General features: G+C 61.3%; 19 protein-coding genes. All 19 read left to right on the forward strand.

Translation table 11 applies throughout. The annotated features are described in order from the left end of the window. Positions 1-7 precede the first annotated feature (7 nt). The 19 genes from BCF46_RS00350 to BCF46_RS00440 are packed head-to-tail and all read left to right on the forward strand — an operon-like array spanning position 8 to position 26,285. Complete coding sequence (locus BCF46_RS00350) at positions 8-520, forward strand: phage tail protein (protein ID WP_121020609.1); 513 nt, start codon at positions 8-10, stop codon at positions 518-520. Further along, on the forward strand, positions 520-1,308 hold the full coding sequence (locus BCF46_RS00355; RefSeq protein WP_121020611.1) for a hypothetical protein: 789 nt from the start codon (positions 520-522) through the stop codon (positions 1,306-1,308). Before BCF46_RS00350 ends, BCF46_RS00355 begins: the two co-directional genes overlap by 1 nt. Continuing rightward, positions 1,305-2,249, forward strand: a complete 945-nt coding sequence (locus BCF46_RS00360) for a hypothetical protein (protein WP_121020613.1) — start codon at positions 1,305-1,307, stop codon at positions 2,247-2,249. The genes BCF46_RS00355 and BCF46_RS00360 overlap by 4 nt, the downstream gene beginning before the upstream one ends. Before the next feature lies 1 nt (position 2,250). Beyond that, a complete protein-coding gene (locus tag BCF46_RS00365) occupies positions 2,251-3,210 on the forward strand; it encodes a Pvc16 family protein (RefSeq protein WP_170157820.1) in 960 nt (319 codons plus the stop codon). Beyond that, positions 3,207-4,589, forward strand: a complete 1,383-nt coding sequence (locus BCF46_RS00370; RefSeq protein WP_121020617.1) for an ATP-binding protein — start codon at positions 3,207-3,209, stop codon at positions 4,587-4,589. Before BCF46_RS00365 ends, BCF46_RS00370 begins: the two co-directional genes overlap by 4 nt. Continuing rightward, complete coding sequence (locus tag BCF46_RS00375; protein WP_121020619.1) at positions 4,586-4,798, forward strand: hypothetical protein; 213 nt, start codon at positions 4,586-4,588, stop codon at positions 4,796-4,798. Before BCF46_RS00370 ends, BCF46_RS00375 begins: the two co-directional genes overlap by 4 nt. Then, the gene (locus BCF46_RS00380) at positions 4,788-5,417 is read left to right on the forward strand and encodes a hypothetical protein (RefSeq protein WP_121020621.1); all 630 of its coding nucleotides are present in this window, start codon (positions 4,788-4,790) and stop codon (positions 5,415-5,417) included. Before BCF46_RS00375 ends, BCF46_RS00380 begins: the two co-directional genes overlap by 11 nt. Before the next feature lie 4 nt (positions 5,418-5,421). Then, a complete protein-coding gene (locus BCF46_RS00385) occupies positions 5,422-5,757 on the forward strand; it encodes a hypothetical protein (RefSeq protein WP_121020623.1) in 336 nt (111 codons plus the stop codon). Then, a complete protein-coding gene (locus tag BCF46_RS00390; RefSeq protein WP_121020624.1) occupies positions 5,757-6,926 on the forward strand; it encodes a phage late control D family protein in 1,170 nt (389 codons plus the stop codon). Before BCF46_RS00385 ends, BCF46_RS00390 begins: the two co-directional genes overlap by 1 nt. Before the next feature lie 10 nt (positions 6,927-6,936). Beyond that, positions 6,937-7,761: a phage baseplate assembly protein V gene (locus BCF46_RS00395; RefSeq protein ID WP_121020626.1), complete on the forward strand. Its 825-nt coding sequence runs from the start codon at positions 6,937-6,939 to the stop codon at positions 7,759-7,761. Then, positions 7,761-8,159: a GPW/gp25 family protein gene (locus tag BCF46_RS00400; RefSeq protein ID WP_121020628.1), complete on the forward strand. Its 399-nt coding sequence runs from the start codon at positions 7,761-7,763 to the stop codon at positions 8,157-8,159. The genes BCF46_RS00395 and BCF46_RS00400 overlap by 1 nt, the downstream gene beginning before the upstream one ends. Further along, a complete protein-coding gene (locus BCF46_RS00410) occupies positions 8,159-9,367 on the forward strand; it encodes a baseplate J/gp47 family protein (protein WP_170157821.1) in 1,209 nt (402 codons plus the stop codon). Before BCF46_RS00400 ends, BCF46_RS00410 begins: the two co-directional genes overlap by 1 nt. Next, positions 9,364-12,366, forward strand: a complete 3,003-nt coding sequence (locus tag BCF46_RS00415) for a baseplate J/gp47 family protein (RefSeq protein ID WP_121020634.1) — start codon at positions 9,364-9,366, stop codon at positions 12,364-12,366. The genes BCF46_RS00410 and BCF46_RS00415 overlap by 4 nt, the downstream gene beginning before the upstream one ends. Continuing rightward, the gene (locus BCF46_RS00420; protein ID WP_121020636.1) at positions 12,359-13,993 is read left to right on the forward strand and encodes a hypothetical protein; all 1,635 of its coding nucleotides are present in this window, start codon (positions 12,359-12,361) and stop codon (positions 13,991-13,993) included. Before BCF46_RS00415 ends, BCF46_RS00420 begins: the two co-directional genes overlap by 8 nt. A gap of 13 nt (positions 13,994-14,006) precedes the next feature. Beyond that, on the forward strand, positions 14,007-17,339 hold the full coding sequence (locus BCF46_RS00425) for a hypothetical protein (RefSeq protein ID WP_121020638.1): 3,333 nt from the start codon (positions 14,007-14,009) through the stop codon (positions 17,337-17,339). A gap of 19 nt (positions 17,340-17,358) precedes the next feature. Next, the gene (locus tag BCF46_RS00430) at positions 17,359-21,258 is read left to right on the forward strand and encodes an eCIS core domain-containing protein (protein WP_121020640.1); all 3,900 of its coding nucleotides are present in this window, start codon (positions 17,359-17,361) and stop codon (positions 21,256-21,258) included. Positions 21,259-21,286: 28 nt separating this feature from the next. Continuing rightward, a complete protein-coding gene (locus BCF46_RS00435; protein ID WP_121020642.1) occupies positions 21,287-22,453 on the forward strand; it encodes a patatin-like phospholipase family protein in 1,167 nt (388 codons plus the stop codon). After that, positions 22,450-24,663 (forward strand): gluzincin family metallopeptidase, encoded by a 2,214-nt coding sequence (locus BCF46_RS19650; protein ID WP_170157822.1) that lies wholly within the window; start codon positions 22,450-22,452, stop codon positions 24,661-24,663. Before BCF46_RS00435 ends, BCF46_RS19650 begins: the two co-directional genes overlap by 4 nt. Further along, entirely contained in the window at positions 24,660-26,285 is a 1,626-nt protein-coding gene (locus tag BCF46_RS00440; protein ID WP_170157823.1) for an MBL fold metallo-hydrolase, read from the forward strand. The genes BCF46_RS19650 and BCF46_RS00440 overlap by 4 nt, the downstream gene beginning before the upstream one ends. Positions 26,286-26,290 lie beyond the last annotated feature (5 nt).

Consider the following 26,290-nt stretch of genomic DNA (forward strand, 5'->3'; position numbering starts at 1 on the left):
ATTCCCAATGCCAGCCCCTATGTTCCCCGCCAATGCCCATCGCTACGATCCCTACCGAACATTCAAGTTCCAAGTCGTGATTGGTGGCAAAGTCATCGCAGGTCTGTCCAAGATGGGCGCCCTTAAGAAAACCACAGAAGTGGTCAACTGGCGCGCCGCCGGGGACCCCAGCTATCAACGCGCCATGCCCGGTGGCACCAAATTCGAAAATGTTACGCTGGAGCAAGGTCTGAGTCATGATCCCGCGTTCGAAGAGTGGGCCAACGCGGTCAACAACGTCGCTGACGGCGATGCAGGCATGAGCCTTGTGAACTTCCGCCGCGATGTGGTGATCAACGTGCTGAATCTGCAAGGCGCACCCGCGATTTCCTATGTCCTGCGTCGGGCCTTTGTGACCGAATATCAAGCGCTGCCCGAGATGGACTCTAACAGCATGAACGCCGTGGGAATCCAGTCGGTCACCCTCGCCTATGAAGGCTTTACCCGCGACGCCGCTGTGGCCGAACCTGCGGAATCGTAATGCCTGACCGCGCACCCACGACACTCGCTGTTGGATTTCCAACGGCTACACCTCACACCCTGACGGGTCGGGTCGAACTTGCCTTGGCGGACGCCTTGCGCTTGCCGACCAGACCAGAACGGGCCAGCGGCGTTTTGGATGCGCTGTTCTCCTCCATTGGTGGCCTGCCAGTAACTCGTAATCTAGTAGACCGTTTGGCCACCGGTGCCCGAGCGTGGTGTCTTACTCGCGCGGCGCTGACCTTCCTGCCGGGCCTGCGTTGGTTTCAAGCCAGCTGCACGTCCTGTGGGGAGGTCTACGATCTGTCTGTCTCTCTGGCAGACACCCCACGATCTGACATCCCTGTCGCCTTCCCCGTCATTGAAGTCGACACATCTCTTGGCCCGCGCCGTTTCGAAGTGCCCAACGGAGCGACGGAACGGGCTTTGGCAGATGCCGCACCAACAGACGCCCCCCGCGTTCTGGCGGCATCGTGCGGGTTGGACAGCGAAGCGTCAGCACAGGCCGCGCTGTTCAACCCGTCTGATCTGGCGCTGATCGACACCCAGCTTGACGCGGCAACTCCTGATATCCCCGATACGCTGACCAGCACATGCCCGACCTGTGAGGCCGAAACCTCGGCCCGCATAGACCCTCTTTCATTCGCCTTTCCAAATGCTGCTGCGTTGGTGCAGCAGATACACGCGTTGGCGACTGCTTATCACTGGAGCGAAGACGCGATCCTCGACATGCCTTCAAGCCGCCGCAGGGCCTATGCCAAGCTCATTGCGGAGGGTGGCAGCAGATGAGTCTATTGAGCCGCCTTTTGCCCCGCGCGGGGCATAGCACCACAGCGTTGGCGCTGCCCAAAGGTATCGCCCGCACCGGAGCCATGGATCTCGCGCACCCCCTGCACCGGATGGATGACGAAGACGCAAAACCGCTGCATCGGGTGGAACAGCAAGACAACGCAGCGAGCCACTCGCCGAGCGAGGTGAGCCCGTCCGCGTCACTGTCGCGTTCTGAAAATGAAGAAGCGCAGCCCCTGCATCGCGCCAAAGATGACGAAGCTGAGCCAATGAACCGCGCGCCGGAAGAAGAAGCGCAGCCCTGTCGCAGGGCGGAGGACGAAAACGCAGCGCAACCGCTCCAGCGCGCGGGGACTGACGACGAGGAGCAAGCGATGCACCGCGCGGAGGTAGAAGACGAAACGCGCGCCCTGGACCGAACGCAGGCACCGCGCGCAACAGATGACGACTTACAGCCCCTCCGCCGGTCCGAGGAGGAGGCTGCGCAGCCATTGCACCGCTTGGAAGAATACGCGCAACCATTAGCGCGCCTATCCCCGCCGGATGACCAACAACTTACGGCAGAAAACGGCCCCAAACCCGCGTCACTCTCAAGCACGGATGATCAGCCTCCCGCTATGACCTTGCGCCGCGAGCCGGTGTTAGGCCCGCCCGTGGCCCCAAACGCGGCTGCCATGACCGAAGCGGGTCCGTTGCCGCAAACGGACACCGCCCCCGCGCAATTCGAACCGTTTGAGCACCCCTACACAGACGCTGAGCCTAACGCCCCTGCCCGTTTTGATCCCCCCCAACAAAATCCGATTTCGCCAGAGGGACCAGCCAAAGTGGTGATAGATCAGGTCGATGTGGTCATCCACGAACCCACCCGCGCGTCAGCACCCGCGTCGCCCGTGGCTGACCTCTCCGCAATGGCGCGCCGCCGTTATTTGGGGGGCTTCTGAGATGTCGATTGACGCAAGTTCCATCTCGGTCGCCATGCAAGGATTTGCAGACCATCTGGCGGCGAATTTTACGCAAGATGTGACCGTAACTGTTGATAACCCGAATGCCGCCGCCGAGCAGGCCAAAGGCTCCGACAAGGCCGTATTGAACGTGTTCTGTTACAGAATCTCGCCCTCCGGCATACACCCGGATCTGTCCCCGAACGAGCCGACATTTGTTCGTGCACATGTGCTGCTGACGGCCTTTTCCAACGCCACAGATGCCAGCGTGAAGGACAAGGATTTGCGAGTGCTCGGCCATGCCGTGCGCGTTTTGCAGTCGCAGCCGGTAATCCCAACGATCCTCCCCGGCGGCGTCCCGGCACCGGAGAGCAGCCAGTACCGGCTACAAGCCGTGTTGCAGGCGACCGAGATGGAGGAAATGAACCACATCTGGTCCATTCAGGGCAGCGAGATGTCCTACCGTCTATCCGTGGCTTACGAACTGGCTCTCATTCCCGTCGAGCCTTTGGCATATCTGCCACCACCCACACCGGTGGAAAGCGTGGTTCTGGATCTCGGAGCCGACGCCATACCCGACACAGAGATCGGCCCGATGCCGATCGCCATCACCGCTCCGAACGCGCCCGTGAACTGGCTGCCGTTTTCGATGATCCGCGTAGGCGACGCGTTGTCTTCTGATGTCTCCGTCGTGTCTGGCACGGCACTGGTGGACCTCGCCATCTCTGGGCCAAGCGGCGAAAGCGTTCAGGTCAAGGTAGCTTGGCAGCGCGCCGACGGCACGCCTGATACCCAAGTCGATCAGACGGCAGCCACCGCCGCTATCTCGCTGGACCTCGACACGCCAACTGCCGCGGTCACGCTGGATAGCGCCGCTTCAGGCGATGTCGCGACGTTGATCATACGACCTGATGGCGCAAACATGCCCGCGGGCAATACAGTTCGGGTGGTGGTCACATGAATATCGAAGCCCCCACTCCAGCGAACGAGCTGATGTCAGCCGCCATGGACATTGAATGGGCGCGCATTCACAACCTGTTGTCGCTCGCCGAGGCACTGCGCACCGGAAGTGCGTTGGATGACGGCTTTGCAGAACGTGTCGCAGCGCTTTCACACAGCGTTGTTGACGCGCGCGCAGCAGGCAGCTGGCAAGGTCTGAGCGCAACAATTTCCAGCGACGTTCTGGATCAACTCTCACCACAAGACCTTGACCTGATGGCCTTGGCTTTGGCCCCCGTGGCCCGTCCCGCTTTCGCCCCGCGCATCCAGTCCTTGCAACCCCAGCTTGGCACGCCATGGCCCGGCTTGGCCATTGTCCAAGAGCTGCTGATGCTGGAAACCAGCGACGAGATCGCCGCGCTGATCGCCCGTCTGACCCCCACATCGCCTTTGGTGGCATCCGGATTGCTGAAAATCGAAGGCACGACACCGTCCCAGACCTTGCGCCCCGGCCCCGTTTTGGTCCGAGCGATGCTGGATCGCGACCCTGAACTGTCCCCCCCGCCAGGTGCTGCGCTGGCGATGGCGCGCGGTACATGGGATCAACTGGTCCTGCCCGCCCCAACCCTACGCCAGCTCCGCGAGTTCGGCGCTTGGGTGGAGCACCGCCACGCCATGACCCGCGACTGGGGCGCACGCGCTGTGCATGGCCCGCTGGCGCTGTTCTCGGGCGCCTCCGGTACTGGCAAAAGCTTCGCGGCAACCGTGCTGGCAACGGAGTTGGGCGAACGCACCGGTGAGCCTTGGGCGCTGTATAGCCTCGATTTGGGGCGGATCATGTCGAAATATGTCGGCGAGACGGAAAAGAACCTCAACGCACTGCTCGACAGTCTGGAGGGCCGTAACGCTATCCTGCAAATTGACGAGGCGGACGGGCTTTTGGGCAAACGCGGCGAAGTCAGCGACGCCCGTGACCGGTACGCAAACCTTGAGGTCAGCCATATGCTGGCGCGGTTCGAGCGGCATTCCGGTCCCGTGATCCTGACCACCAACCTGCGCGCCAACGTGGACCCCGCCTTCTTGCGCCGCTTTCAACTCGTGGTGGATTTCCCAACACCCGACGACGCAGCGCGCGCTGCCTTGTGGCAGGTGCTTCTGCCCCCCAAAGCGCCGCTCGCGACGCGGGTCGAGCTGGACTCCCTTGGCGCTGCGGTGCGCTTGTCCGGTGGCTCCATCGCCAATGCGGCGACCTATGCCGCCGTGTTGGCCTATGCAGACAACGGCACGATCGACCTGCCACATATCGCCCGTGCGATCTGGGCAGAGCTGACCAAGGACACGCGGCAAGTCCGCCCGTCGGAAATCGGATATCTTGCTGAATTTCTGGAGGTTACGTCATGAAGCTAAAGCGCCTCACCGTGAAACTTCCCGCCTCGATGGCTGCAACCGCGTCCCATGACGCCCGCGCCATTGCCGAAGCCGTGGGCCAAGCCTTGGCCAAGGGCGCGCAACCCGATGGCCCGATCACAATCCCAAGCCACAGGCAACGCGGCGCGGTTCTGGCCAGCCAAGTCACCTCCAGTCTGAAAGGCGGGCGCAATGGCGGTTGAAACCAAAGGCATGCTGTTCGAATACGGGCTGACGATCCCGCCGCTGGCGCTGATCTTCAAGTTCAACCCGCAAGAAATCAGCCGTTCGCGCACCGTTACCGTCAAAACCGGCGATGCGCCGGGGTCGCGCGGTGGCTATGACTTCCTGTCACCGCTGGAAACCTCCCGCGTCGCGCAAGGCGTTGAAATGCAGGCGGAAAGCTTCTCCGTCACCATCCTGCTGGACGCCACCGACGCGCTGAATGACGGGGACGCAATCGCCAAGACCTTTGGCGTACAGCCGCAGATCGACACGCTGCGGTCGATGGCGGAGCCCAAGGCGCAAGGCCCCGGTGGCGTGAAAGTGCTGGCCTCGCTCGGCCTGTCCGGCGCGCGGGCGTTCGAGCGGGATGAAACCGCCTCCGTGCTGGTCTTTGCGTGGGGGATGCAGCTGCTTCCGGTGTTCCTGACAGGCGTGACCCAGAAAGAGACGATGCACCTGCCCAACCTGATGCCCTACCGCGCCGAAATAGGGCTGACGATGCAAGTGATCGAAAGCGCCAACCCTTTTTTCCTTGCCGACAAGGTGCGCCAAACCATTGGCACAGGGCTGAACCTCGTATCCGGATTGGGGGCCTAGCGCGATGGCATTTTTCAAAGGCAGCTACTACGAAACCACCGCCCTTTTCGAGCCACCCGAAGACGGCACCCGCGGCTTTCGCGGCGTGCGAGGCCGCGCAATAGCGAACCCCGAAGCAGTGCTGGAGCATAGCGTCGCCGTAGGAGATCGCCTCGACCAGATGGCGCAGAATTACTACGCAAATCCAAGGGATTGGCGACGGTTAGCCGATTGCAATGCGGAAATGATGTTTCCCGAGGATATGGTCTACGGGCCGGACGGCCACCCCGACAAGCCCGAAGTCGCCGCCAAAAAACTCGGCACCACGCTGCTTGTCCCGCGTCGGCGGGAGGTGCGCTGATGGGCTTGCTCGATCAACTCCTTGACCCCGGTTTCCGGCAGGCCGCATCGGTAGAAATACTGGTAGGCTCCGCCAAGACGGATATCGGCTCGCTCGCCGCACTTGTCTCCTCCATCGAGGTCCGTGCCGCGCGCATGGAGGCCGCCAGTGCGACGATCACCATCGACGACCGCCGCGACACCAATGGCGACTACATGGCCGCCGATGCGGGGTTGTTTGCGCGGTGGGAAACCATTGTCATCAACGCTGATTTCCAGCCCCATATCGACGAAGTGTTTCGCGGCTACATCATGGAGTTGAAGCCCAGCTACCCGCAAAATGGCGGCGAGGCGAAACTGGTGATCGAGTGTCTGGATGATAGCGCGGCGCTGTCACGCGAACATCAACGCAAGGTGTGGGGCGACGAGACCGCCCCCATGACCGACCGCGCGATTGTGGAAGAGTTAATCAAACCCCTGCCCCTGAAGCTTCTCGACGGGCCGGACGGGGCAAGCGCACGCGCGCTTACGCAGGATTCCACCCCGATTGCCTTGCTGCAAGACCGCGCCAAGGCCAACGGGTTCGAGATGATCTTCGAGCGGGGCGAAGTTTATTTCGGCCCCAAACGGCTGGAGGCTGACCCGCAAGCGCCGATCATGGTCTATGCGGGCAGCGCCACGAATTGCCTGAACTTCGCGGTGTCCGACGAGGCCAACAAACCTGATGTCGTGGCATGGGAAAAGGCCCCCGCAACGGACGGCGCGGAGGCCGTAACAGGCGAGGCCGTGGCCGACCTGCCCTTGCTGGGCAAATACCCCGCCGCATCGGAGGGCGCAGGGCTGGGAACCCCCGCCATTGCCCGCATCAAGGGCGAAGGCGACGAAACCGTCGACGAGATCGAAGCCCGCGCCCAAGGCATGGTCAACGAGGCCAGCTTTCGCATCAAAGCCAATGGTGAGTTGGACGGCACGCTTTACGGCCATGTCCTGCGGGTCGGCGGCACGGTGACCGTCGACGGCGTGGGGTCGCGCAATGGCGGCGTTTATTACGTGGATACGGTGACGCACCAGTTCTCCCCCGACTTCTACCGCCAGCAATTTCAACTGATCCGCAACGCCGTGGGTGAAACCGAAGCCGTGGGCACAGCACCGCTATCGCCAGTTCTGTCCGCCATCCAAAACCTGTTCTGAGGAGGCCGCAATGTCCGAAATCTTCCAAGCCCTCGAGAGCACGATCCGCAAGCAACAGCGCAGCTACTTCGGCAAGTACCGCGCTTTTGTGGCCGATGTGGAAGACCCCGATCTGCGCGGCCGCTGCAAGCTGGTGATCCCGTCCGTTCTGGGCACCGAGACGTCGGACTGGGCCTTGCCGGTTGTCCCGTATGGTGGCGGCGAAGGGTTCGGGATGCTCGCCGTGCCGCCAGTGGGATCGCAGGTCGTGGCGGAGTTTTTGGAAGGCGACGCCGCCAGCCCGATGTGGACCGGCACGTTCTGGCGGACAGGCGGCGAAGTGCCCGAGGAATATACCGACCAAGCGGTAAAGCTGATCAAGACTGAAAGCGGACATGTGCTGTCGCTCGACGACACTGACGGCACCGAGGTGTTAACCCTGAAATCCGCCGCTGATGCCTCGATGGTATTGGATCAGGACGGCTCCATGATCCTCACCGATGCGGCGGGTGCGACGGTGACACTGGACGCGGCGGGCGGTGAGTTGACGGTCGCCGATGGCAACGGGAACGAGCTGGTCATGACCTCCTCCGGCATCACCTGCACGGATGCGAATGGCAATGAAATCAGCATGTCAGGCAGCGGAGTTGAAGTGAAATCCTCCGCCACTGTGAATATCGAAGGTTCCATGGTGACGGTCGCCGGATCGGGCGGGGAGCCTTTGATCAAAGGCTCCACCTTCTTGTCGTTGTTCAACGCACACACCCATAACGCGACCTCGATCGGCGCACCGACCTCGCCACCGCTGGTCCCGCTCACTCCGTCTGTTTTAACCACGAAAAGCACGGCAAGCTGATGTCCCAATATGAAAGCACCCTACCGCGTGTCGGCTACATGGCCTTCCCCTTCCGCATGACGGAAAACGGGGCCGCACAGGTCGCGCGGTTCGACCATATCCGCCAGCAGGTGGAGCAGGTTCTGTTCACCTCGCCGGGCGAGCGGGTGTTCCGCCCCGAATACGGCTTTGGCGCGCGCCAGCATGTGTTCGAGCCGAACGCCGTTGGCTTGTGGGAACTCGCGCAAAACCGCCTTTACGGCGCGTTGTCGGAAGCATTGGCAGGTGAGGTCGACCCGAAAACCATCCGCGTCGATATCGGCGCGCCACCGGACCAGCCCGAGGTGTTGATGGTCCAGATCAGCTACACCATTGCGGCGCTTGCCCGCGAAGAAACCCATAGATTTGAGGTGACGTGATGGCGGAGCTTGCCGCAGCCAAACTGATTTTCGACGGGACCTGCCCCGATTGCGGAACCCGCGAACAGGTGTTGCCACTGCCCATTCCGGACGTCGAGGACGATTTCGACTGGAAAGTCCGCGACTATGACAGCTTCCGGCTGTTCATGATGCAGGAACTCGCCTCACGCTACCCCGACCGCCGCCGCTGGACCCCTGCCGATATGGAGGTCGTACTGGTGGAAGTCCTGTCCGCCGCATTGGACCGCGCCTCCCACGCATTGGACCGCGTGCAGGCCGAGCGGTTTTTGGACACCGCCCGCCGCCCCGGCTCTGTGCGCAGGTTGCTGGCGATGATCGGCTGGCAACCCGATGACGCCGAACTGGCAGAAGCACATCGCCTTTACCGCCCCGCGAACGCCGAACCTACCGACGCGCAAGCGCTGGAGCAATACTGGCTGCGGGTGCCGTCCGCGATGGAGCGCGCCCGTCAAGACGGTCCCAGCCAGATCGCAGCACAACACCGGATGGTCACCTTGGACGACCACAGCGCGACCGTGCAAAGCCACCCGCTGGTGGCACTGGCACAGGCACGGCTGGTGTGGTCGGGGGCGTGGAACTCGATCCTGATCGCCACCTTGCTGGAGGACGATCTGCCGATGGATGCGCCCCTGCATGACGGGGCTGCGACCGCACCCCGCCCCAACCGCCTGCGTGCGGAGCTTTGGGAGCAGATCGTGGCGTTCCACTCCAACCGCAATCTGGCCCTGCCACCTATCGGGCCAAAGCTGACGGGCCGTGCCATCCTGCGCGTATTGATCGACGCCTACCGGATGATTGGCTCCGAGGTGTTCTTGGAACCCGCCCGCGCAGCGCCGATCAACATCACGCTGTCCGTGCGCGCAAAACCCGGCTTCTTCCGCTCCGAGTTGCGCCAAGCGGTGGCCGAAGTGTTTACCTCCGACCAAGGCGGCTTCTTCGAGCCGGGCCGCATGGGGTTTGGCGAGGCGCTTTATGCCTCCGACATCATCGAGGTCGCGATGCAGATCGAAGGCGTGGCGGTGGCGTGCCTGAACCGCTTCCGCCGTGTCGGGCGCAGCTTCGAGGATCGCAGCGCCGAAGGCTTCATCGCCGTCGATCCCGACACCTACGTCCTGTGTGCCAGCGACGCACATGCCCCAGAACGCGGTGCGTTCCGCATCACCGTCCAAGGAGGGGAAACCGGATGAGCCACCTGATGCCCACCGACCTGACCCGCTGGAACCGCGCTGGCATGAGCCGGTTCGACTATCTCGACGGCGACGCCGCGATCTGGCTGGAACGCCTCCGCGAAATTTTGACGGGGCTTTACGCCAAGGGCGTTCCGGTCGAGATGCGCCAGCCCGAGGCCTTGCGCGATCTGTTTCTGACCGAAACCTCCGATCTGGAGCGCGCCGAAGTGGATGTGGAGGCGCTGCGACGCTCCTTGGTCTGGCAGCGACTGGCACAGGCCTTGCCTCCCGCAACCGAGGACGGCGTAAAGCTGGAAAGCCGCGGTCAGCGCGGGCTGCGTGTTCGTGCGCAATATGAAGCCGGAAGCGACGGCGACTACGCTTGGGACATTTTGCGCGCCTTTGCGCGGGCCAGCCATGTCACGCTGGGCCATCTGAACGCCTATGCCAACGAAGGCTATCTGCGCACGGCAACCCAATGGGACAACCTGCGCCGTCTGGCCGCCTTGGTGAACTACCAACCGACGCCCGCCGCCTCTGCCAGCACGTTGGTCGCGTTTGAGTTGAAGCCCGACGCCGACAGCACGGAAATCGCCGCAGGGCTGGCGATGAAACATACGCCCACCACGGGAAAGCCGCTGGTCTTTGAAACCCTCTCCAAACTGCTTGCGCATCCAGACCTGAATGCCGCCCGCGTGGTCGGTTGGGACGTGAACACCACGCCCCTGCCCGCGCAGAACGCCAATTGGCTCAACCCAGACGCAGACGCGATCAGCCCCGGAGAGCTGGCAATTGCCGCGGGTCAAGGCAGGGGTCAGGTGGTGACCCTCACAGATGTCAGTGACCAAAGCGAAGACGGCGATGACAGCGTGCTGACACTAACCTTCGCGCAAGGCTTGGCGCGCCGCCCGGAGAGGTCACGCGCGATGCTTTGGCGCGATCCGGCGGATGTGCTGCGCGCCTTGCCTCGCAGCACCGAAGACACAAGCGTCGTCGAGCTGGAGCGCCCCAACGCCCTGCAGAAAAGCGACCTTGTGGAGCTTCGCGGCGGGAATGCCTCGCGCATCCTGCGCGTCGTGGACCGCAATGAAAGCCGCGTGACCCTTGCCCTGCCCAAGGACGTGGAGTTGCCGGACGCGTTCGAGTTGATCCCGCTGACACCGCTGGCCAGCGTCAAGCCAGGTTTATTCCAAGGACCAACCCCGAAGGTCGACCGCATCTTCTACATCAACGGTGGTGACGTGGTGGCGCAGGTCTGGGGCGACGACACGGATGATCTGGAAGGGCTGGCGGTTATCCGTGATGGCGTCGGCGAGGTCCGTTCGGACAAAAGCGGCGCACCGCTCGTGGGCTACACCTTCAAACCGCCCCATAGCCCCGATGTCGTCTACATGCAATTGCAGGGCGAAAAATCCGTATCGGCCAAAGTGGTGAAAGACCCCAAAGTGACGGGCGAAGACAGCGCGCGCGTCGCGTCGTTTCAAGGGGCCTTGCCCAAGGGTTTGAGCCGTGGCGCATATTTCATTCGCCGCAATCGCCGTAACGGGTCCATGCAAGCGCTGCGCGTGCGCGGATTGCGTCAGGACAAAGGGCAGTTCCACGTCGAATTCGACGCGAACATCCCCGCCCCGCACCAGTCCGAGTTCATCGGCCCGCTCCGCAAGGCCCTGCTCCCTGACGGCCATGACTACAACCCTGCGCCGTTTGGCAATCTTGCTCTGCTCACGCTCGAAAACATCTCCGATGCGGCTTTGGACATTTTGCGCCCCGGCCGCCCGCTGATCATCAGCGATGCCATGACCGATGTGCAGGCCAGCCTTGCCACGATCAAGCCGCTGGGCGGCGGGCGCGTCGAAATCAGCTTGGAAATTGCAGGCTCCATCGCGTCGATGACCCGTGGTGATACCGTGTTCCAGCTGAACGCAGTCACCGCAGGTCATGGCGAAAGCAAAGGGCCAAAGACGTTGGGCTCCGGCGATGGCGAACAGATGCGCCAAAGCTTTCTGCTGCAACTCGCCGATATCAGCCACATCGCTTCCCCCGTGCCTGAAAGCGGGGTCATGCCCGCCTTGGATGTCGCCGTGGAGGGCGAGGTTTGGCCTTATGCGGATTACATCAATCCGGCAGCTGACGGGACCCGTTCTTGGTCTTCCACCTTGGGCGAGGACGGTTTTCTGACCATCCATTTCCGCAGGCGTCTGCCAACCGGCAGCAACAACGTCACCTTGTTGCGGCACCGTGTCGGAACCGGTGCGCGCGGGTCCGGAATGCCGCCCTTTTCCTTAGTCGAGACCTCAAAGAAGCACGCCGCCGTGAAGGCGGTTTATCAGCCCTTCGCGTCCTCGGGCGGTGCGGATCGCGAGCCGGTTGAAAGCCTGCGCACGTCCGCCCCTGCACGTCTGTCGTCAAACGGGCGCGCGGTATCCTTGCGCGACACTGAAATGCTGTGCAACCGGCATGCCGCGATTTGGCGCGCCCGCGCGCATGAAGTGGCCACGGCGCGGCGCACCCGACTGGTGCGGCTCCATGTCGTACCCGCAGGCGGCGCAGAGCTGAACGAACAGCTCAAACTGGACCTGCAAGAGGCGCTTGGTGGTCGGGTCTTGCCCGGGGTCACGCTGGCGTTTGAACCTTACACGCCGCTATACTTGCGTATCTGGGCCGACATTCGCGCCGATCTTACCTCCTATGACGCCACAGACATTGCAGGTGCGTGTGACGCCGCCCTGCGCGCCCGTTTCGCGTTGAAACAGCGCGACTTTGGCCAGCCTGCATACATCTCCGAGGCGATTGCCGCGCTCGAAGCCGTCCCCGGCGTCGCCACCAGCATCGTCACCCGGTTCGATTACGGCCCGAACACGCCCCGTGACCTGCCGCGCGTGATGGTCCGAGACGACCAGATCGTAACGATCTTCCCCCGCGCCAACGAGGTGGCCCATATCGGCCAAAGCTCCGCCGCAGCCACCCTCTCCGGCGCGCCTTCAATTTCCATAAATGTGCGAGGCCTCCATGACTGAGAACATCAACGACCTCCGCTCGCGGGCTGGACGCATCCTCTATCGCGAGTTGCCCGAAGAATACCGGTACCGCGATACCGGTCCCGAAGGCGAGCTTGGCGATCTGGAAGCCATGTTGCACGGTTTTGGCCACCTGCTGGACCAGATCCGCGCGACAACCGAGCAAGCCCTTGCAGACAGCTTTGCCGAACCCTTGGATGACGGGCGGGCGATCCAGCCATGGGTTGTCCCCTATCTGGCGGAGCTTTTGGGCGCAGAGCTGACAGCACCCGACCCTGTGGCGCGCGCCGACGAGTTGAACAACTCAGTCGCGTGGTTCAAGTCGAAAGGCACATTGTCATCCATTGACGATATCGGCGATGTGGTGGTCCGCACCGAAACCGTTGCCAAAGAGGGCTGGCGCATGACTGCGCAAACGCCGCGCATGGATTTGCCGCCCTTCACGCAACACCCCGACGCGGCACAGCCTACGAATGTCATCACGCCCGATTTTCGCAAACTAAACCGTGCGGTGGTGGATGAGGACGGATCGAACCCGCTCTATCACCTGAAACCAGACCACCACGATGACGGGGCTGAAAGCCTGTATTGGCGCGCGCTGGCACCGAACGGTGTCCCGTGTTTTCCGCGCGCCTATGACGACAGCACCGCACGCAGCCCTGACCTGCGCGACCCTGAGCGCGTGCGCCGCATTGGCCCACACCCGCGCCGCACGCTGATCCATGTACGCCCACCCCAAGGCGTGTTTCACGGCGGTCTGCCAGAGGTCGCTTTGGATCAGAGCAAGCTCGACACGTTGTTGAAAGGCAAGGAGGTCCTCAGGGCGGAAGATCTGTTGTCGATGGCGCAACTTGGCGAGGGGATCACAGGTCCGGCGGTCATGGCAAGGACCCCCGCGACACTAAATTTGCCCAACAGCGCGGTGACCTTTGAAGGCATTCGCTTCGCCAGTGCCAAGGGCCCCGTGACCTTGAAGGGGACTGCCAACACCGACGTGACCTTCATTGATTGCGCCGTTCACACCGTTGATCTGGCATTGCCAAAAACCCAAGGCATCACCTTCCGCGCAGAGAATTCCGTGTTCGAGCTGATCCTTGCCGACCGGCGCCACGGCCAGATGGAATATTGCACGGTGATGGAGGGCGCGGAGTTCACGCGGCTGGACGCATCGGACTGCCTCTTTAACTCTTTGGCGGATACCTTGATCTGCGCGGACGCCGAGGCCCCGCAAAGCTGTATCCGTTACTCACGCTTCGCCCCGCGCGATCTTGGCAGCAAAAAATCACGTCGCTGTCTTGACGCACGCGGCGGGTCCAACACCACCGCCCTGCCGCAGTTCATCGACCGCTGGCACAAGGATGGCGAAGGCTGCGTCAAGCGCATCGCCCGCTATGGCGAGCCCGGATACGCCGTGCTCGACACCGACACTACCGCCGCCATTACCGCTGGCGCGGAGGACGAGGGCGAGATGGGCGTGGGCCACGGCCTGTACCACGCCGCCAGCCTGCGCGCGCTCAAGGACAAACTCGAACAATTTCTGCCGCTCGGGCAGGAGATCGCCATTTTTTACGACCCCATGCTGGCCCTGAGCCCACCCATTTCGGGTTCCGCCGACAGCGACATATAGAGAGGGATTTCAGATGAAGGGTTCTCATTCAAGGCTCAGCTTCCGCGAGGAGCACCGCTATTCCAACATCGCCCATGTCCAAGGGGCGATGATCACCGATGCCGATTTGACCGAGGCCGGACAAATCCACCAGGACCGCGACGAAGCACAGGGGGCTGCGTTCGCAGGCTCCGGTGTGCCTGCGGTCGGTGGAATGGTCGCGTTGGGTAAGGAAGGCGAAATACGCCTGCAATCGGGCACTGTTTTCGCCCAAGGCAAGCAAGGACATTTCCGCCTTGGCGCTTTCGAGAAAGATACCGCGGATCTGTCTCAAAGCTTTGCGGCACAGGTCGATTTACCCGACGGCCCCGCCCTAACCAAAGGGTTGGTTTACGTGGACGTTTGGGAGCGCCCGATTATGGCGCATGAAGACAACTATCTGGCAGATGCGGGCCTGCACGGGGCGGAAACATCGTACCGCACCCGCACGATGGTCCAGCTGAAAAGCCTGCCCGAACTGGGTGAAATTTCTGCCTTGCCCAAAGCGCTGAGCGCGCATCCCGCCTTCAAGACACGCGGCAACGCGACACTGTTGCTGCAATTGGCAAACGCTTCGACCGAGCTGGACGCCTGTGATCCCTGCGCCGATCTGATTAGTGTCGACAAAGTGCTGCCCAATGCGTTGGTGCGCTTCGAGGTTGTCTCGGTCGAGCGCAACAAAGGCGGCGCCATAGCGGCCATCCGCCTGGCCTGGTCGTCGGAAAACGCGGAAGCCGTCGAGCCGCTCGATACCCGTGCAGCCCTCGAGCGGGACAACGCGGTCTATGAATATTTCTCGGCCACGACCGAAGCGCAATTGGGCTACTTTCACCGCAGCCATGTACCTGCCCGCGGGGCATTTACCACTGACCTGCGCTCCGACACGCCAAGTGACGCGACATTGCCCAAAGACACGCCGGAACTGGGCTACACCCATGTGCGCCGCTGGGACGGCATGGTCAGGGTGCCGCTGAACACCACCACCAAGCCGACCGGCCCGAGTGCAGCCAGCGCCGAACCAAGCGTCAGCACAAGCGACATTACTCTTGCCACGGAGTTCTTCACCCTCACATTGAACCACGCTGACAACGAGATGGTCGCGGGCGATTACTGGCTGGCGGAGTTGCGCCGCTACGCCCCCGAAGATGCGCAGGCTTTGTTGAACGGGGCACCGCTAGGCCGTCCACAACCACCCTTAGGGCCGATACACCACTTCTGCCCGATCGGCATCTCGGATGGTCAAACACTGGAACCGTTCCCCGACGCGCTGCGCCGTCGGTTATCATTCCCAACGCTGGCCGACTTGCCCGCCAGCCATATCGGCTATGACGCCGACCCCGATTGCGACCTGCTGGGACAGACCGACACCGTACAAGAGGCGTTGGATCGTGTCTGCGAGATTGATGCAACCCATGTGGCGTTCACCCCATCCGACGCGGCGTGCGACACGTTGAAAAACGCGCGCTCGGTCGACGATGCGCTGAACGCCCTCTGCGCCGCAGATGACAACAAGCAGTTGCAGCTGATGATGCGCACGATGATGGACTGGGGCGTGGTCTGCGGCCTGACCGCAGAGCTTGGCCCGGACGGCATCGAGTTGAGCGGTGGCGTCGCGTTGGACCGCAAAGGCATCCTGCATGAAGTCGACCGCCAAACCGTGAAACTGCAAGAACTGGACTCCGGTCAGCTGTTGCATGGCGACAATGTGAAAGACTTCGAAGCCTACTCCAAAAGCAATGACGAGATTTGCGTCGCACTCGCGGTCAACGGCACTCACCAAAGCGTCTTCCTTGCGCCAGCCAGTTTGATCTACGGGGTGGCCGACCTGACATTATCGGATCAGGTTCGCCTGTGTTTGCGTGGAAAAGGCGCGCTGACCAAGTCCGATATGTTCCAGTCACTGCCTGAAAAACCGGGATGGCTCGAAGTGCTGACAAAGGTCCATGTTTGCCTGCGCAACTCCATCCGTCCCGTTGAAAAGTTGGAGTTAAATAAAGGCGAGGTCGTGGAGGGCAATGCGTTGTTGTCTGAGCTGATCAACGAATATGCAAAGGCCCTGAAAGAATCCGGCGATCCGCTTTGGGACGCTAAGAAAAATGAACTGCAAGAGATCAACGAAGCCTTGCAAAAGGACCTTCCCAATTCGGGCATCACCGGTACTGCGGATCAGTTGAACCTCGTCAGCATGGCGTTGCGATACGCCGCGATCATGAAAAAGGATGAGGAATTCAGGCTCGATTGTCTGTGCGACAGCGTCATTCCAGATTGCCCCGCCCTCGATACCAGCGAATGGACCCTGATCCCGTTGGCCTGCGTGACCCTGACCAATTACACCAAGGGCAAGATTGCCGCCTCCGAGGTGTGTATGATGTGCTGCCGCAAGCAAGCCAACACCCCGCGCAGCCACCGCTTCTATCTGGGCGATTTAGTCGGCGACATCCTCGCTGGCGTCAAAGAGCTATGTGCCGAGGAGCAATTGCGTGCGCAAGCCAGCCCGGCTGTGCGCCTGCGTGAATGGTTGCGCGACGCAGGGCCAGCTCCATGGGATCCGCCCTACGGCACGCCGCTCTGGCCGCCAAAACCCACCTATGGCGGGCACACAAACTCGACCAATTCAGGTCAGGCCGTGGGCGGCGCGGCCTCGGTGCTGAACGAATGGCAACGCGGCGACAACCCCGACATCATCAGCGTTCGAGGAAAAGAGATCAGCGAGGCGACAAGCGTACTCAAAGACGAAGGCTTCAAACTGACCGATCCGGCAGTGGTGCAAAGCGTCAAGGAGATTATCGCCCTCGTCCCAAGCGGCATGCCGCTACTAAACCGGCGACCGCAGGCGGGTGACACCGTCGTAATCCTGAGTGACGGAAAGCTGGCAACGGAATTCGTGGTGACCGAGCAAGCGTCGTTTTTCGACCGCTTCCGGCCCAAACTGGGCGGTCTGCTCGGTGCTGGGTTACTAGACCTGAACCTTGACGATCTGACCGGCCCCCGTGGCGGCGACAAAGGTCCAAAGATGACCCCCGGCACGGTTAAGGTCTCGCCCGGCGGCGTTATCAGGGGTCCCATTAAGGACATCGTGAAAGAGCCGATCAAGGACGTCATCAAACCAAGGATCGTTCCACCAAAGATCGTTGTGGCCAAGGACGTGAACAGCATCCTATCGGCCAATCCGGGCAAACCCGTTGTATCTGTAACAAGCAGGCGTCCGACCGCGCCAAGCCCGTCTGCGCCGAAATCCGCAAAAGGGTCCGGGACAATTAAGGGAAAACGTCGCGCCACGACACCTATCAAACGGCGTCGATCTACAAAACCTAAGCCAAAGAAGTGATGGAACACGTGGATAGGTCATGAAAACCAAGGCGCGCACAGTAACACGAACCGCTCGGCCCTCGCGGTCCGTGGTTCCTGTGCGCCGCCCGCAGCCCTCGACCCTGCGCCCGATGCCCACCGTTCTGAGCCCCAGCCTGACCGTCGGGGCCGTCAATGATCCGGCGGAGCGCGAGGCTGAAACCATGGCAGCCCGTGTCGTTGGGGCGACGGCACCAGCTGCGATCTCAACCTCTGTTGCAGCGCCCGCAGCCGGTACGGCCGCACCCCTACAGCGCAATGCCGAGACCCAGCCCAACCTCGACGAATTGACTCCGGTTCCGGCCCCTGCGGACCAACAGGATTTCGACCTGCCCGCCGAGAATGACGTGGCCACCGAAGGGCTGGACGCCGCCGATATGGGGGAACTCGAAAGCGGCGCGCCCGTTGACACCGGCGGCGTGGCGGAGGGCGAGCTTCAGACTTCTGCATCGCCCACTGCGGTTGTCGGGCGTATGGGCGGCCCCGCCCCCTCCGATGTGTCGCGGCTTGTTGTCAATCCCGGGCCTGGCCGTCCGCTGCCCAGCGGCGTGCGCGCGCGCGTCGAGCCGCATTTCGGCACCAGTTTCGAAGATGTGCGGCTGCATGACAGCCCCGCCGACCAAGACGCCGCCGCCCGCATCGGCGCGCGCGCCTTTGCCCATAAGAACCGTATCTGGCTTGGCCGTGGGGAAAGCCCCACCAATACCCGCCTGATGGCGCATGAGTTGACCCATGTGGTGCAGCAAACCAAAGGGGCCGAGGCCCTGCCCCTGCGCCGCGAGCCCGTCCGGCGCGAAGACGCCCCTGAAGCTGGCGGCTTCGGCAGCGGCGCGATAGAGGCGCTCGCCCGCTACGTTCCGGGCTACACGTTGATCACGGTGATCATGGGTCGCACGCTGTTCTCGGGCAAAAAGGTCCTGAAAACCGCTACCAACCTGCTGGGTGGACTCTTTGGTCTGCACCCGCTTGGCACGGTCCTGTTCGACAAGCTGCGCGAGACCCGCATGGTCGACGAGGCCTTCCAATGGGTGCAAACCCGCCTTGGCGATTTGAACCTGACATGGTCGCGTTTGAAGGGGGTGATCGCCAAAGCCCTCAGCCCGCCGCTTTTGGGCGCGAAAGAGTTCATCATGGAGCAGTTCCTGCCCCTTGTCCGTGACATCGGCACTTTCGCGGTGGATGTGGGTAAGAAGGTGTTGGAATTCACCGTGCGCGGCGCGCTGAAACTGGCTGGGCCTTACGCGGACAAGGTTTGGGCCATCATCCAGCAAGCGGGCGACGTGTTGGATCTGATCGTCGAGAACCCGCTCGCTTTTGCCAAAAACCTGATCAAGGCCGTCGGCGGCGGCTTTATGAAATTCGGGGCCAACATATTGCAGCACCTCAAGAAGGGTCTGCTCGGCTGGCTGTTCGGGGCCATTGCAGGCGCAGGGATCACCCTGCCCGCCAAGTTCGACTTCAAGGGGTTGATGTCGCTGGTCATGCAAATCCTCGGCCTGACCTACGCCACCTTCCGCGCGCAGCTGGTCAAGCAGCTGGGGCCATCAGGGGAACGCAAAGTGGCGCTGATTGAAAAATCGGTCGAGATCGTGAAGGTGCTGTTGAAAGAAGGCTTCGCGGGCATCTGGCAAAAAATGCTGGAGATGATCGAGAACTTCAAAGCCACTCTGATCGGCGGCATTTCGACCATGGTGATCACGACGGTGATCAAGGCGGGGATTTCGTGGTTGGCGGGTCTGTCCAATCCCGTGGGGGCCGTGGTGAAGGTCGTTTTGGGCATCTACGATCTGATCGTGGCCTTCATCGAGCGGCTGCAACAGATCATGGATGTGGCGCAGTCCATCTTCTCCTCCGTCGGGGCCATTGCGCGCGGCCAGACCGAGGCGGCGGCCAACTTTGTCGAGCAAACCATCGGGCGCACGGTGCCGGTCGTCATCGCCTTCCTCGCCGCGGCCCTGGGGCTTGGTGGCATTTCGTCGAAGATCAAGGCGGTGATCACCAAGCTGCAAGCGCCTGTTAAAAAGGCGATGGGCAAGATGATCGCCTTCGTGATCAAGAAGGCCAAAGCGCTGTTCTCTAAACTGATCGGCAAGCTGAACGGCAAGCGCAAGCTGCCCTCCAAGGCGTTCAAGATCGGGCGCACACCTCACACGATCTTTGGCAAGAAAGTTGGCCGCAAGATCGAGGTTTACATGGCCAGCGATGAAGGGCCGCTGAAAGGCAAAGGTCCCGCCACCAACGCCGCGACCAAGGATATCGACGACAAAACCGCCACCGAGCGATCCAACAAGCTGGAGAAATCCAGCAACGAGTCCACCGAGGAGACGAACGCGGAAACCAAAGGGATCGACCCGCAATCCGAAAAGCAAAACAACAAAACCAAATTTGCCGCGCTGCACGCCGAACTTGAAGAGGCCGCTGCGGAATTCGAACTGTTGGGGCGCGACATCGAAACCGACCCGTTCCTTGACACCGATGGGGACGGCCAAGCGCTGCTGCGCGCGAAAGAACCCCGCTCCGAGTTTTTCGAAGGTCAGGTGGAGACCTACAGCAAGCTGACCGATGCCGCGTCCAAGAACGACCCCAAAGACGGCTATCGCCTGTCGCGGTTCTACGAGCTGGATCACACCATCGAAAAGCGCTTTCCCTTGGGCGTGTTCGAACAACTGCACACGCTCAACGACCTGTCCGCCACACCGCAACCCGATACCCAATTTCTGCGCGCATCTCGCAAAGCCAAGGCTGAAAAAACCGGCGCGAACCCTCTGCCCGGCACCAGTTTGAACGCCAGTGTTCAGAAAGGTGCGGCACCAGTTCTTGGCCAACTCAACAGCAAGGCCACCGGAGACAAGATCGGGCCGGACGCAGGCGGCTTCCCTGCCATCGCGGTTTACCATCGCAACCACATCAACCTGAAAGGCAAGGGCCTGCCCAAGGCAGCGGCGATCATCGCCGAGGCGATGAAAAAGAAAACCGTTCCCGAGCGGGTCAATGACGTCAAATCAGCGATCAAGGCGCAACTCAACGCCGAGGCTGCTGAGGTCGAAAAAATGTACAACGCCGACCCTAACGCGTCCGAGGCGGTGAAAGCGAACGTGCGCAAAGGGCTCACCACGTTAAAGTCTCAGAACATGGCGCTCTATGGTCTGGACCGTATCCAGCCCAAACGCACGGCACATGACATCAGCAAGATGGCAACCAAAAATGGCAGTGACATCTTGTTTGAAGGCGGCCAAGCCGGCGGCGAGAATTTGATCAAGATCGAAGGGATCGGCAAAAAATATGGTGCCAGAACTGCGGGCTTAGGAGACTTTGTCGAATACGACCATATTCTTGATAAGTCCTTCGTTCATCAGGCAAAATCCCATAAAATTATTGATCCGCAAGAGAAACAGAAGATCAAGCTCGCGTCCGACAAAAACGCGACCAGCAAGTTGCAATCGCGGCTGGACCGATTGGCCGAATTGCAGGCCACGCCGCTATTTGCCGACAAACCGAAAATTCTGGGCTATGCTGACGATGACGGCTTCGCCGTGCCTATCTACCGCCCGTTGGCGGCCGAGGTGACCTCGACCGTCAAACATCCCGCCGACACTGTCACGGCACCGGTCGATACCAACGGCTTTGCCAGCGACGCTGCGGACTATCTAAGGTCAGGCGCACCAAAAGGACGGCAGGATTTCGTCGCCAAGAAACGGGCCGCGATCCGGCGCGTCTTGGAAGCGCGGACGGCCAACCACGCCGACGCTGTGCGCGAGGTTTATTTGCCCGAAGTGGCTAAGGTAAAGGCCATCAACGCCGACGCGGCCGGAGCCGATCGCAAGATGAAAGTTGTTTTGAAGAACCTGTATGTTTCCCTAAGAAAAGCTGAGTCCGAGACCGTTAAGCTATTTAATTAAAAAACAAAATTGACTTGGAGAACGACGCATGCCCCTAGATCCCGCCTCCACCGAATTAGGCTTTTTCCGCTCGTCCGAGAGTCGGGACAGCAAGTATGACCCTGCCGCCATAGGCTTGGCGTTTTCAGGCGGGGGCTACCGCGCGTCCCTGTTTCACGCTGGTGCGGTGATCCGCTTGAACGAGCTGGGCATTCTGTCCAAAGCCAGCCGCATCGCGTCGGTGTCGGGCGGATCGATCACCACAGGCATTCTGGCGATGAACTGGGACAAGATCGACTGGAACAGCAAATCCGAAGGTGTTGCCACCCACGAGGCCATGACCGAACATTTCATCAAGCCGTTGATGGATGCGACGTCGCTTAGCATTGACGTCGGTGTCTCGATACTGGGTTTCGTGCCGGGGATTTCCGGTGGCAATCAACTGGCGCGCAGTTACGACAAGCACATTTTTCACGACGCAAAGCTGAATACCATAACCGACAGCCGTCGCTTCTTGTTCTGTGCGGCGAACCTGCAAACCGGCGGGTTGGTGCGGTTCACCAAGGAATACGTTGCCGACTGGCAGGCGTTCTTCTCTACGACGCACAATATCAAACTCAGTGAGGCGGTTGCCGCGTCATCCGGATTTCCGCCCATTCTGGCCCCGCTGCGGTTGGATCTCAGCGACGAAACGGTGACCGCCCCTGCTGGTGCGCGCTACGACTCGGACGCCTTGCGCAAAAACCCGGTGCTGGTGGATGGCGGCGTTTACGACAATATCGGGCTGGAGCCGATCTGGAAGCGTTGCGGTATCCTGTTCGCGTCCAACGCGGGATCGAACAACCCCGCCAAGGCATCGCAATTCCGCTTGGGCATGATGATGCGGGTGGTCAATACCTTCCTTGATGTCTCGGTGAACTGGCGCGAACAGATGCTGGTCAACATGTTCCGCAACCAACTGGCCGACGAACTGAAGGAACGCAATGGCGCCTATTGGACCATCAAAACACCGACGCACAATCTTGCGTGGGACGGTTTCAAAGCCAGCCCTGCACAGATGAAACTGGCCGCTGACATGGCCACGCGGCTCAAGAAATTTCCGGTCGAGACTCAACGCGCGGCGGTACTGGCGGGCTACTCCTACGCCGACGGGACGATCCGCAGGTTTGTCATGCCAGAAGCACCGGCCCCGGCTGCGGCCCCAGTCTTGCCATGAGCACCGAGTTCCGCCCGCCGCGCAGGCTCAACGTCTTCGCATTTGACCCATCTACCGCGCGCAGCTTTGCCAACCGCAACGCGCGCACGGTTAAGATCACGCTACCTTATGAGTTGGATCCCCAAGATCCGGGCGAGCCATTTTTCGGTCCCAAGGGCAAATACGTGGAGGTGGTCGATTACGATCCGGCGAGCGGTGCGTTTTATGCGCCGATCAATCTGAATGACGATGCGGTCATGTTCAACGACGGGCTGCCCCCCTCGCCCGAAGACCCGCAGTTTCATCAACAAATGGTCTATGCGGTGTCGATGAACACCGTTTCCGCATTCGAGGAGGCGTTAGGCCGGGTAATCCAATGGGCGCCCACCATCAAGAAGGTCGAAAAAAAGGGCAAAGAAGCTGAATGGCATTACAATTTCACGAGGCGGCTGCGCATCTACCCGCACGCCCTGCGCGAGGCCAACGCCTATTACAATCCTGACAAGAAGGCGCTGCTATTCGGCTATTTCACCGCCGGTCCCGAAAGCACCAGCGCACCCTCTGGCACCACCGTTTTCACCTGTCTGAGCCATGACATCATCGTGCATGAGACTGTCCACGCTATTCTGGACGGGTTGCACCCCAGTTTTGCCGAAGATTCCAACCCCGACATGCGCGCGCTGCACGAGGCCTTTGCCGACATCATCGCGCTGTTCCAGCTGTTCTCGTTTCCGACGGTGCTGGAAGAGCAGATCGCCAAAACCCGTGGCGACCTCAGCCGCCAAAACCTGCTGGGAGAACTGGCGCAGGAATTCGGACAAGCGGTCGGGCGCGGTTGTGCGTTGCGCAGTTTTCTGGGCGAGACCAACGAACACGGTGTCTGGAAGCCGATAGAGCCCGACCCAACGAAGCTGCGCAATTCCACCGCGCCCCATGAGCGTGGCGCGGTCCTTGTGGCAGCAGTCTTCCGCGCCTTCATGACCATTTACAAAACCCGTGTGGAAGATTTGTTCCGCATCGCGTCTAACGGCTCCGGCGTGTTGCGTGATGGCACGATTGATCCCGATCTCAAACGTCGCCTTGCCGCAGAGGCCGCGCAGTGCGCGCGCCGCGTCATGCGCATCTGCATCCGTGCAATGGATTACACCCCGCCGGTCAATGTCACTTTTGGCGACTACCTCCGTGCAATCATCACCGCCGACCGCGACCTGTTCCCCGAGGATACCCAAGGTTACCGCGCCGCCTTTATCGAAGCCTTCGCCAGCTGGGGCATTCTGCCTGCCAACATGCCCACGATATCCGAACCCTCACTGCGTTGGCCAACTGTCGCCAACGCCGAGGCGGATCGTCAGGCCCGGCGTGGCATCTCGGAAGACACGGAATGGCTCGACAAAATTCACTCCAACTTGGGGCTTATGCTGTCACAACCGCGCAAAATGCTGTCATATTTCTCCAGCCCGATGAGCATTGACGGCAAGGACCGCCGCGCACGCTATCAGCTAGAAGTAGAGCGCACCGCCGAGGAGGCACAAAGGGTCGGCCAGCTGGTCCACGAACGCCTGACCCGTTTCAACGAGGCCAGCACCACCATGATCGTGCGCGAAAAAGTTCCCGCGCGAACGCTACACATGGACGTCAACCTGCTTGAGGTCGATGATAGCCGCGACCGCGAAATTGTCTATCATGCGTCATGCCACTACCAGCGACTCTTGTGGTTGCTGATGAATTCCGCGAGCTCGCCCCGCTTTGCCGAATTGACCGGTCTGACCTTCTCGCCCGATGCCCCCGCCACCGTGCGCCGGTCGCAGATCACCGAGCTGCCATCGGTGCATGTCGCAGCCGTACGCATTGCCCGCAGGCAGGGCCAACGCGGCCAGCCAGAGCGTGAATATGTAATTGAGGTCATCCAGACGCGGCGCGGATATTTTGACATCGACAGGCAGCTTCACGAGGACGCGCAACCTGTGGACCCTAAAGACTCCAACCGCGACTGTGACTTCAAATTCCGCGCGGGCACGACCTTCCTTGTGGATGCCCGCAGTTTTAAAATCCGGCGGCTGATCCGCACCGCATATGCGGTCGATGACCCCGTTGGCTTGGAAGCATGTCGCGCCTATGTCGACGGCACCGACGCCCAAGCGCCGAACGCCTTCTACTCGGGCCGCTCGCCTCGATCTGCGGCCTTTGCAGCCCTCCACCATCCGCCCCATATCAAGGACGGTTTCTCATGACCAAGGCCCCCACCCCCCGTATCAAAGCCCCAAAATCCGGCGTACGCGTGCGCATGTATCGCCAAGGCCATGGCGATTGCTTTCTGCTGACGTTCAGGCGCAGCCGCGGCACCAAGCCGTTCTTTATGTTGATAGATTGCGGTCGCAAGAAAGGCAGCACCCCCGCCGATCTGAAAGACAAAGACATCGACATGGACGCCGTGATCGAAGCGTTGTGGACGGATACCGGAGGCAAGCTTGACGTGGTCGTGGTCACCCATGAGCACGAGGATCACGTCTCTGGCTTTCCCAAGGCGGGAGACGACACGCATCCGTTCTCCAAATTCCATGTGGAAGACCTTTGGCTCGCATGGACAGAAGACGGCGCGGACCCTGACGCCAATCGCTTTCGCGAGTTGTATGGCGATAAGTTGCTGACCTTGGCGTTGGCCCACGAAAAGCTGCGCGCGTTGCAAGGTGTCGGCGTACCGGACGGTGTGGCGGATGAGATTGCGGAGTTTCTGGAATTGGAAACCGGCCACCGCACCGGTGCGGAAGTTCTCAAAGAGGCCTGCATCGAAATGGGTGTTGCCCCGCGCGACATCAGCGCAGGGCCAGCCCAAGCCTTTGCCGCCGCGCGACGTACCAAAATCCGCGGAAAGCGCTACAAAGAGCGCCTTGCAGGGCTGCGTGCGATGGTCAAAGGCGAGATCAAGTTCCTGTCCCCCGGCGACCCGCCATTACCCTTGAAAGGTGTTAAGGGCGTGCGTGTGTTCCCGTTCGGACCACCGCGTGATCAGAAGCTGCTCACCAGCCTCAACCCGCGCCAGTCCGAGGAATTTCACGTTGGCCCCTTTGCCATGGGCGAACCTGGTGCGGGTCTGTTTGCGGCCTTTGACGGCGGCGAGGATGCCAGCTCGACATCTCCGTTCGCCCCCCGATACGTAATCAGGCAGGACGAGGTTTCAGACAGCATCGCAGAAGACGCAGCCCCAGAACTGGCCTATCTGTCGATGACCTACCTGGCCGAGAACGACGAGGACCGCCGCATAGACGGTGACTGGATGGGCGAAGCGCAGGCGTTGGCGCTACGGCTGAATTCCGAGGTAAACAACACCTCGCTGGTCCTTGCGTTTGAGTTGGAAAGTAGCGGGCGCACCTTGCTGTTCACCGGCGACGCGCAGCGCGGCTCTTGGGTTTCGTGGTCCGATTTGTCGTGGGATGTGGACGGCACCACCGTCACCGCCAAAGACCTGCTGGCCCGCTGCACATTCTACAAGGCGGGGCATCACGGCTCGCACAACGCGACGTTAAACGGCACGCTGGACAGCCCTCACGCCAATCTCAACTGGATGGCGCTTGGCGATTATGCGGGTGATTTTGTGGCTATGGTTCCGTCAAACAAAACATGGGCGTGGGGCAAAAAGCGCCCGTGGCGGCACCCGATGAAAGCGATTGAGCACGCGCTGATCGACAAAGCCCGATCCCGTGTGCTGATGATCGAGCCGCATGAACCGCAGCGTCATGACTCCCATTCAGGCTCCGAGTTCGACACCATGTGGGCCGCCTTCGCGAAAGCCACCAAATCAGAAGAGTTTGCGGTAGAGTATGTGGTTGACGATATGCCGCCAAATTCCACTTGAAGATA

The organism is Litoreibacter meonggei (assembly GCF_003663885.1).
Classification (GTDB): domain Bacteria; phylum Pseudomonadota; class Alphaproteobacteria; order Rhodobacterales; family Rhodobacteraceae; genus Litoreibacter; species Litoreibacter meonggei.

Bases quoted from the DNA above. Each gene is read 5' to 3' on its own strand.
- BCF46_RS00350 (WP_121020609.1), top strand. From the start codon at position 8: ATGCCAGCCCCTATGTTCCCCGCCAATGCCCATCGCTACGATCCCTAC.
- BCF46_RS00435 (WP_121020642.1), top strand. From the start codon at position 21,287: ATGCCCCTAGATCCCGCCTCCACCGAATTAGGCTTTTTCCGCTCGTCC.
- BCF46_RS00440 (WP_170157823.1), top strand. From the start codon at position 24,660: ATGACCAAGGCCCCCACCCCCCGTATCAAAGCCCCAAAATCCGGCGTA.
- BCF46_RS00390 (WP_121020624.1), top strand. From the start codon at position 5,757: ATGGGCTTGCTCGATCAACTCCTTGACCCCGGTTTCCGGCAGGCCGCA.
- BCF46_RS00410 (WP_170157821.1), top strand. From the start codon at position 8,159: ATGGCGGAGCTTGCCGCAGCCAAACTGATTTTCGACGGGACCTGCCCC.
- BCF46_RS00395 (WP_121020626.1), top strand. From the start codon at position 6,937: ATGTCCGAAATCTTCCAAGCCCTCGAGAGCACGATCCGCAAGCAACAG.
- BCF46_RS00370 (WP_121020617.1), top strand. From the start codon at position 3,207: ATGAATATCGAAGCCCCCACTCCAGCGAACGAGCTGATGTCAGCCGCC.
- BCF46_RS00385 (WP_121020623.1), top strand. From the start codon at position 5,422: ATGGCATTTTTCAAAGGCAGCTACTACGAAACCACCGCCCTTTTCGAG.
- BCF46_RS00415 (WP_121020634.1), top strand. From the start codon at position 9,364: ATGAGCCACCTGATGCCCACCGACCTGACCCGCTGGAACCGCGCTGGC.
- BCF46_RS00380 (WP_121020621.1), top strand. From the start codon at position 4,788: ATGGCGGTTGAAACCAAAGGCATGCTGTTCGAATACGGGCTGACGATC.
- BCF46_RS00400 (WP_121020628.1), top strand. From the start codon at position 7,761: ATGTCCCAATATGAAAGCACCCTACCGCGTGTCGGCTACATGGCCTTC.
- BCF46_RS00360 (WP_121020613.1), top strand. From the start codon at position 1,305: ATGAGTCTATTGAGCCGCCTTTTGCCCCGCGCGGGGCATAGCACCACA.
- BCF46_RS00425 (WP_121020638.1), top strand. From the start codon at position 14,007: ATGAAGGGTTCTCATTCAAGGCTCAGCTTCCGCGAGGAGCACCGCTAT.
- BCF46_RS00420 (WP_121020636.1), top strand. From the start codon at position 12,359: ATGACTGAGAACATCAACGACCTCCGCTCGCGGGCTGGACGCATCCTC.
- BCF46_RS00375 (WP_121020619.1), top strand. From the start codon at position 4,586: ATGAAGCTAAAGCGCCTCACCGTGAAACTTCCCGCCTCGATGGCTGCA.
- BCF46_RS19650 (WP_170157822.1), top strand. From the start codon at position 22,450: ATGAGCACCGAGTTCCGCCCGCCGCGCAGGCTCAACGTCTTCGCATTT.
- BCF46_RS00355 (WP_121020611.1), top strand. From the start codon at position 520: ATGCCTGACCGCGCACCCACGACACTCGCTGTTGGATTTCCAACGGCT.
- BCF46_RS00365 (WP_170157820.1), top strand. From the start codon at position 2,251: ATGTCGATTGACGCAAGTTCCATCTCGGTCGCCATGCAAGGATTTGCA.
- BCF46_RS00430 (WP_121020640.1), top strand. From the start codon at position 17,359: ATGAAAACCAAGGCGCGCACAGTAACACGAACCGCTCGGCCCTCGCGG.